The 9,506-nt window shown below is 64.9% G+C and carries 2 protein-coding genes and 1 pseudogene; all 3 read left to right on the forward strand.

Going from position 1 to position 9,506, the window contains the following annotated elements; all coding sequences use genetic code 11:
- The coding region (locus ACT54X_RS27850; protein ID WP_476349838.1) for a hypothetical protein at positions 1–225 on the forward strand (225 nt) is incomplete at its 5' end.
- A 2,013-nt stretch (positions 226–2,238) separates the two neighbouring features.
- A pseudogene (locus ACT54X_RS27855) lies at positions 2,239–2,499 on the forward strand (autotransporter-associated beta strand repeat-containing protein); the annotation flags it as partial.
- A gap of 558 nt (positions 2,500–3,057) precedes the next feature.
- Positions 3,058–8,991 carry an autotransporter-associated beta strand repeat-containing protein gene (locus ACT54X_RS27860; RefSeq protein WP_476349877.1) on the forward strand — a complete coding sequence of 1,978 codons (5,934 nt, stop codon included), beginning with the start codon at positions 3,058–3,060 and terminating at the stop codon, positions 8,989–8,991.
- Positions 8,992–9,506 lie beyond the last annotated feature (515 nt).

The raw sequence follows: 9,506 nt of genomic DNA on the forward strand, positions 1-9,506 counted from the left end.
AGCAACAGCAGCAACAGCAGCAACAGCAGCAACAGCAGTCCGGCTCCGCCGGGGGAGGGCAGTGACATGAGCGCACTCGTGATTGGCGCCTGGTTCGGCGGCGTCCTGGTGGGCGCAGCGTTTGGGGCCCTGGTGATGGGGCTGTGTGTGGCCGCGGGCAGGGCCGATGAGGCGCTGGACCTCGACGACAACCCGGGCGCTCGCCTGCGCAGCCATGAAGTCTGAGATCCCACAACCGGATCGTCTTTGCCTCTTTAGCTATTTCTCGACAGAAGAATGAAAACGACAGCCAGCGTCATTGCCCTCGCGCCATTGAGCAGGAATGAGCCAAGCAGCTCAACGGTGTATGACAAGCTCGTCGCCTCGTTGCGCTGGCTACTGCCGTTGTGGGTAGCAGTGTTGTGCGTCTCCACGCCTGCCTCTGTATGGGCTGCATCCGCGTGCGCGCCCAACGGCGGATACAACGCTTGCGTGATCCTCGACTACACCGGCGCGGACCAGAGCTTCACGGTTCCGTCGGGAGTCACATCGATCAACGTCAAGGCGTGGGGCGCTGGTGGTGGGGGGCCCAACCTCAGTTATTTCGCAAACGGATATGGGGGCGGCGGTGGCGGCTATGTGACCGGCAACGTGGCGGTAACACCGGGCTCAACAATCACGGTCACTGTTGGGCAGGGTGGTGCGGCAACGCAGACCGCCCGTTCCATTAACGCCAATGGGACTAACCCAACCTTTGGCGGGGGCGGTCCTGGTGGAACAGTCTCGGGCGGCCCTCCAGGCCCAACCGGTGCCAGCGGTGGTGGTTTCTCTGCGGTATGGACCGGAACGGGTCGAGGTACGCTTCAGTTGCTGGCTGGAGGTGGAGGTGGTTCGTCAGCGGGAGCTGACTGGGCGTCTGGCGGCGGTGGAGGAAGTTCCGGCGGCGGTGGTGATACAGCCAACACGGGTCAGGGCGGGACACAAACCGCGGGCGGCGCAGCCGCTACGAAGGGAACCGCAGCGGTCTGCGGGGTGGCCGCAACCGCAGGGAGCTACCTTGCAGGCGGAACAGGCGCAGGTAACGCTTCACTCATCAACTCCAGTTCCAGCTACGGAGAGGGGGGCGGTGGCGGTGGCGGCGGATACTACGGCGGCGGTGGTGGGAGTTGTCAGAGCAACAGTTCCTCGCAAACCAACGGTGGCGGCGGCGGTGGTTCCAGTTATATCTCTGGGCCATCTGTCTCCAGTGCAGGTACTACTGCTGGCGCGACCTCGACAGCTGCAGGCGGCGGCGGCGCGGCAGGTAACAGCAGCGATACCCTCAATGGCGGTGCCGGCAAGGGCGGAAATTCTGGCGATGGCGCCAACGGCCGCGTGGTCATCCAATTCAACACGACACCTGCCAGCGCCTATACCTATTGGGACAACTCCACCACCATCGACGGCACCGTGGGCGGGGGATCAGGTACATGGGATTCAAACACGCTCAACTGGACTATCAACAGCGGCTTGCTTAATGGTGCATGGTCGGGTGGCACCAATACCGCTAATTTCGGCGGTTCCAATGGCGGCACTGTGACAGTGAGTGGAACTCAGAGCATTGGAGGGTTAAATTTCAACACTACAGGCACGAGCTACACGCTCAGCGGCGGTACGCTGAACTTGGCCGCCTCGACCAATACGATTACAACAACCGGTTCTTCGACCATCACCTCCGATCTGACGGGCAGCAATGATCTGGTTATTGGCGGAACCGGAACTACGCTGTTCGACTCCTTTAAATCTTATACGGGCAAGACAACGGTCAATTCTGGTTCTACGCTGGCCATCAAGCGTACCGATCCCGGCGGGGGATCAATGATTGGCTCTGGACCATTGGAGGTGAATGGAACATTCCGGGTCATCGCAAATTTGGATAATCCAATTGCGGCAAATATGGCTACTAAACGGATCAACAGCAACGGCGTTTTTCTGCAAGATGCCAACATGTCGCAACAGATTTACGGGTTGGTTCTCAACGGCGGAACGTTGGCCACGACAGGCGCGGTTTCTGGAAACGCAATTACTTACGGCACAATCAATCCAGGGCCAGTCTCGGTGACTGCGAACAGCTTCATTACCGCTAAAAACGTGGTGCCCTCGGTATCAAACGGCACTGTTTTTACGATCAGCCCTGGCACTGCATTGACTGTAGACGGATATTTTGGAACAGGCACTTTGAACGGTGACCAAGGAATTCAGTTATCCGGCGGCGGAACGATGGTGTTGAATGGTGCAAATACCTATGTCGGCGCCACCAAAATCAATGCAGGAACGCTGCAGATTGGAGGATCTGGCACTCTGGGATGGAATGGCACAAATGGCGCGTACGCGGCCAGCATCACCAACGGCGGCACGCTGCAGTATTCGAGCAGCGCCGACCAGACGCTGTCTGGAGTAATCAGCGGTACCGGCTCGCTGGTCAAAGACACGAGCAGCAGTTCGACGCTCACGGTGTCTTCGTTCAATACCTTTTCCGGCGGTACAACCGTCAACGCCGGTACGTTGAGTTTGGCGTACGGAAACGGATGCGCTGGTATACCCGTGCAATCTGACCTGGGGACTGGGCCATTGACCGTGGCGGCGAATGCCACGCTGGCCATCAATGCCGCTTCGCCACTGGGTTGTCCCATGAACGACCCCACGCTTGCGAACTCGGTGCCGCAAATCAATCTTTCCGGGACTATCACGCTCGACGCCAGTAGCCCCGCCGTGAGCCATTTGCCGCTGGTCATCATGAACACAGGCAGCAACATCACGTCCACGGGGGCACCGGGGAGCACGGCGCTGCTGTACGGTGCTTACAACTTCGACGCGGGAGTCCAGGTCACAGGTGACAGTACGCTGAGCGCCTCCTACGTCGCAAACCGTGCGAGCAATGGCGTGCCATTCACCATTTCGGCGGGAAAGACGCTGACTGTCTCGGGCTACTTTGGCAAAGCAACCTCAGCCGGTGTTACGAACACGGGCTTCTCTGTCGCAGGCGGGGGAACGATGCTCTTCTCTGGCAGCGCCAGCTCGGCTCCTGGTCCTATCACCGTGAGCAACGGCAAGATCCAGATTGGCGACGGCGGTGCCAATGGCGACATCTCGTCGTTCGACAGCGTGAACCTTTCGACGACCAGCGGTAACCTGAGCTTCAAGCGCAATGACACGTACACGTTCGGCAAGGCCATCAGCGGCTCTGGCAACGTGAGCCAGGACGGCAGCGGCACCACCACGCTGACGGCTGTCAACACCTACAGCGGCACGACCAGCGTGAATGCGGGTGTCCTCACCATCGGGGTGACCAACGCGCTGAACAAGAACAGTGCGGTGACGGTCGGCTCCGGCGCCAAGCTCAGCCTGGGCACTAGCTTCAGCCAGGAACTGTCCAACGGTCTGACTGCCGATGCCGGCACCCTGGATCTCAACGGTGGCACCCTCACGCTCTCGGGCGGCACCAGCAACATCGGCACGGTCACTGGATCCGGCACCATCGTCGTGGGGGCGGGCGCCACGCTCAACCTGAAGAAGGCACTCAGCAACACCAACATCAGTATCCAGATGGCGGGCGGCGTGCTGAGCCTGACCGGCCTGACCCACAGCCTGGGCACACTGACGCAGACCGTCAGCAGCAGCATCGACTTCGCGGGCGGCGGCAAGCTCACTGTGGCCAACATCGGCGCGACCTTCACCGGCACCCTCACCGCGACCAACTGGACGAGCACGACGGGCAACTTCTACGCCTCGGCCGTCAACGGCGGCCCGGCACGCAACACCGCGGCCTTGGCGCCGTTGAACCAGATCCAGCTGGGCACCAGTGGCAACGCCGCGCTGACGTACTGGGCGACCGGCACGCCCGGCGAGTTGCGCGCATCCAGCGGCAGCTTCACCTATTGGGACAAGATCGCCGGCAACAACCAGATCGACGGCGGTGCCGGCACCTGGGACGGCACCCTCCCCAATTGGGCCAACAGCGCCGGCTCGTTCAACGGCACCTGGGCCGGGGGAACCAGCGTGGCGACCTTCGGCGGCACCGCAGGCGACATCGTGACCCTTGGGGACAACTACAGCCCCAGCATCGGAGGCCTGACGTTCAGCACGGGGGGCTACACCATCGCCCGCAACGTCAGCACCACAGGAACCCTGTCCCTGGCGAGCAACGCCACCGTGACGCTGCCCGGCAGCGGCACGACGACGATCAACGTGCCGATCAGTGGTGCTTTCGGTATCACCATGGCAGGTGCGGGAACGCTGTCTCTGGGGGCCTCCAATACCTTCTCAGGCGGGCTCACCATTCCCAATGGCGTTTCCGTCATCAGCACCGCTGTCCTTATGGACCCTGCGAGCCCCTTGACGCTGAGCGCTGGCGGGAAGCTGTCGTTCAACAACAGCGGATACAACGTGTACAGCGCGCCGTGGAACGTTGCTGGGACGCTGGAGTACAACGGTGCGTCGACTTCGACCATTGCCACGTACATCTCGAACATCACCTTCAACCAGGCGACGGTCAACGTGACCGGCAGTTCGATGATGCCGAGCGGCGCGCTGCCAGGCAGTGGCAACTACAACGACCGTCTGGTTCTGAAGGGGACGGTTGCAGGCACGGGGAAGGCCAATGTGCGCGACTACGGAACGCTGTGGATCGAGAACGGTACGACCAACAACAAGCTGGCCGTTGCCGTTGACGGCACCAGCCGCCTGTCCTTCTACGGCAACGGCAACATGTACATGGGCAGCCTGTCCGGCTCTGGCACGATGGGCGTGGGGGACACCGGCGCAGGGACGCCGAATATCTCGGTCGGCAACGACAACGACAGCACCACCTTCTCGGGCGTGTTGACCAATGCCGCATGGCTCAGCAACAACACCAGCAACTGGGGCCTGACAAAGGCTGGGACCGGAACGTTCACGCTGACGGGCAGCAACACCTACACAGGCTCCAGCACGATCAGTGGCGGGACGTTGCAGATCGGCGGCGCTGGCTCGCTGGGTTGGAATGGCGCCAGCGGCGCCTATGCCGGTGCGATCACCAACAACGCCACCCTGCAGTACTCCAGCACCGCCAACCAGACCCTGTCCGGCGCCATCACTGGCACTGGTTCGCTGGTCAAGGACACGGGCGGCAGCGCGACCCTGACGTTGAGCAGCACGGGCAACACCTACAGCGGCGGCACCACCGTCAACGCCGGCACCCTGGCCCTGGGCGCGGACAACGCCCTGCCCGGCGCGGGTGCCGTCACGGTCGGCAACAACGCCACGCTGGCAATGGCTGGTTTCAATCAGACCCTCACCGGCAACCTGACCGTCAACGGCACGCTGGACATGGGCAGCACGGGCACCAACACCCTCACGCTCAACGGCGGCACCCATAGCATCGCCGCCATCGCCGGCAAAGGCACCATCAAGCTCACCGGCGGCGCCACCCTGACGCTGGGCGGCACGCCCGGCATCAGCAACAGCAATGTCAACATCCAGCTCGACGGCGGCACCCTGGCGCTGGGCGGCAAGACCCACAGCCTGGGCACCCTGACGCAGACGGCCACCAGCACGGTGGACTTCGCAGGTGGCAACAGCAGCCTGACGGTGGCCACGCTCGGCAGCCTGGGCACGGGCCTGACGCTCACGGCCAGCAACTGGACGCAGGGCACCACCCACTTCTACGCCACGGCCGTCACCGGCAGTCCGGCCAAGAACCAGATCGGCCTGGCACCGCTGAACCAGGTCAAGCTGGGCAACAACGCCGCGACCGCCACCTACTGGTCGGGCACCGGCAACGAACTGCTGCCCATGGCCACGGGTACCTACACGTACTGGGACACCAACGCGACCAACACCACCGTCGACGGCGGCAGCGGCAACTGGGATGGCAGCACCCTCAACTGGACCACCAGCAGCGGTACGCCCCGCGGCACCTGGGCCGGCGGCACCGAGACGGCCTACTTCAATGGCTCGGCGGGCTCCGTCACGCTTGCCAACAGCTACGCGGCCAACATCGGCGGCCTGAACTTCGGCACCTACGGCTACACCATCAATGCGAATGCCGGGGGTCTGTTGATGCTGACCAAGGACGCCACGATCACCGTCAACTCGTCAAGAGGCCAGGCCGTGGCGATCAATGCGCCCATCCAAGGCAACTTCGGCGTCACGGTGACCGGCGGTGGGACCTTGCAGTTGTCCTCGCCGAACAACAGCTACACCGGAGGAACCACGCTCAGCAATGCAGGCATCGACCTCGTGGGTCCGGCGATCGCCTGTTCGAGCAGTAGCACGAGCACGCCCCTGGGCAAGGGCACGCTCTCAATCGGCTCGAATTCCGGCATCTGGCTCGGCACCGACAACCAGCTCGGCTGCCCTGCCTCCGCGGGCACGGGGGTCACGGGTGTTGTCATCCAATCCGGTGGGGGCGTCAACACGACGGCTGCGGCTTCGACCGAAATGCCTGCCTTGACGTTGAACGGCGGATCGCTCATGTCGCTGAATTCCGTTTCCGGCACGGGCGTCACGAACGGCGTCTACCGGATGTCGGGCGACGTGCAGGTGACAGCTGACAGCGCGATCAGCGCCGCCAACGTCAACAACGTCAAGGTCGGCGGCACGACCTACAACGTGCTCTCGGGCACCAAGCTGACCATCGGCAGCACGGGCTACTTCGGATACGGCACCGGCCCTGGCCAGGGCGACACCGGCTTCATCCTGACTGGCGGCGGCACGATGGTGTTCTCCGGCGCGAGCAACACGGCCACGGGCCCCATCCAGGTGACCAACGGCACGCTGCAGGTCGGCGACAGCGGCAGCACCGGCGACATCGCCTCGCATGCCAGCGTGAGCTTGGGCAACAGCGGCACCCTAAGCTTCAAGCGCAGCAACGCCTACACCTTTGCTACGGCGATCGGCGGTAGCGGCAAGGTGAGCCAGGACGGGGGCGGCACCACCACCCTGAGCGGTGCCAACACCTACACCGGCACCACCAGCGTCAACAGCGGCACGCTGCTGGTGACGGGCAGCACGGCCAGCGCCAGCGCCCTCACCGTGGCGGCCGGCGCTACCCTGGGCGGAAGCGCCAGCGCCGCGGCGGGCTCCGGCACCGTGGCCGGTACCGTGAATGTGCTGGGCTTCCTCAGCCCCGGCATTGGCGCGGGCACTGTGGGCACCCTGAACACGGGTGCCCTCACGCTGGGCAATACGGGCACGCTGACCCTGGATCTGGGCACGCCGGGCACCACCGGCGGCACAGCCAACGACTACGTGAACGTGGCCGGCAACGTCACCCTGGGCGGCAACCTCGTCATCAACAAGCTCAGCGGCTTCAGTACCACTGGCAGCTACACCCTGCTCAGCTACAGCGGCACGCGCACCGGCACCTTCTCGGCCAACAACCTGGCGGCCATCGGCTACCAGGGCGTGATCCAGTACGACGATGTCAACAAGAAGGTGGTGCTGGTGGCGATTCCGCGCGTGAAGATCACCGAGGTCAGCAACGGCGCCACCGGCACCTTCAGCTTCGTCATGACGGGCCTGGACACCGCCAGCGCCAGCCTCACGACCACCGCTGCCGGCACGGGCGTGAGCAGCAGCACCTTCAACGGCAGCGTCGGCACCCAGGTGGTCATCAACCAGACCATCCCCAGCGGCTGGCCCGCCACGCCCAGCAGCATCAGCTGCGTGGACGCCAACGGCGCCAGCACCGGCAACGGCACGGGCGCCCTGGGCACCGTCTCGGGCGTGCAGGTCACCCTCGGGGCGGCGCAGATGGTCGCCGGTGCGGACATCACCTGTACCTTCACCAACACCCGCAACGGCATCGCCGGGGTGGTATTCAACGACGGCGGTGCCCCAAGCAGCGGCACCAACACCGGCACGCCCAACGACGGGCTGCAGAACGGCGCGGAATCGGGCGTCGGTGGCCTCACAGTGAACCTGACCAACTGCAGCGGCACCACCTATGCGAGCACGACGACCGACGGTAACGGCGCCTTCGGCCTGAGCATCCCGACGGCGCAGATCGGCCAGACGGTGTGCGTGCAGCCGGTGCTGGCGGCCAACACCCTGGCCACCGGCGCCAACGCGGCCGGCACGGTGCTGCCCGACGGCAGCGCCACCAGCGTGGGCGGGGTGGGCTACACCTACACCCGGGCCAGCCAGCAGGCGAGCTTCACCGCCCCTGCCTCGGGCACGGTGACGCTGAGCTTCGGGCAGGTGCCGGCCAGCACGCTGAGCCCGACGACCAGCGCGCGGCAGACGCTGCCCGGCGTGAAGGCGGTGCACACGCACAGCTTCACCGCTGGCACGGGCGGCAGCCTGCAGGTGCAACTGGGCACCGCCACGGCCAACCCGGCCACCGTCACGGGCTGGAGCGAGATCGCCTACCTGGACACGGGCTGCACCGGCACCGTTCAGGCCAACGCCACGCGGCTGTACCCCTCGGGCACGCCGCTGACGGTGACGCAGGGCCAGGTGGTGTGCTTCGTGGTGCAGGAGCAGGTGCCGGTGCAGGCGGGCACGGGCAACAGCAACGCCGTGCCGGTGACGGCGGCGCTGACCTTCACCAACGCCGCGCCGACCCTGAGCGCGAGCTACACGGCGACGGACTCGACGACGGTGAGCAACTCGGCGCTGCAGCTGACCAAGGAAGTGCGCAACGTGACGCAGGGCGTGACGACCTTCGGCACGAACAACCAGGCGAAGTCGGGTGAAGTGCTGGAGTACCGGATCACGTACACCAACACGGCCCCGTCGCCGCTCAGCAGCCTGGTGATCAACGATTCGACGCCGACGTACACGAGCTTCGTGAGCGCGAAGACGGACACGACCCCGGCTAGCCTGACGGCGTGCACGAAGGTGACGCCGGCGAACGTGGCGCCGGCCCCGGTGGTGGGCTGCGACGTGGCCCAGACCGCGGGCGGCACGGGGGCACTGAGCTGGACCTTCACGGGCACGCTCAATGGCGGCGGCACGGGGGCTGTGCTGTTCCAGGTGAAGGTGGACTGAGGGCGCGGCGTCCGCCGCCGACTGGCTTGGAGCCGGTCGGCGGCTTCTTGCCGGCTCGCCAGCGCCTTGGCGGCATGTCCGGCAGAACTTTGATGGATCCGCATGGGAGCCTCCAAGGATGCGTCAGGGACCTCGGCCAACGAATGCGCCGCCCCGGATCGCCTGCATGGCGGGCGAAATCACAACCTTGATCCATGCAGTCACGAACTTGATCCGGGAAGTGAGGAACTTCACACGAAACGCCGGTTTAGGCAGCCACAGCTCCCCGAGTCGGGCGAAGGGCTCGGATACCGTACCGCGATCACGAGTGCGGGGGCTCACAGGCGAGCAACGTGGCGATCAAGGACGCCACCTTGTCCCTTTCCGCGTCGCATCGGGCCGGCGCGACGCCACGCGGGCCGCCCGGGCGAGCCGCAACCTGCGGCCCCCTGCCGATGCCCTGCCACGGCCGCCGGAGTGCGACCTCCCGCAGCCGACTGGCGAGAGGGCAGTCCAGCGAAGCGGATCGATCACGG

This window comes from Pseudacidovorax sp. DMC4 (assembly GCF_056314265.1).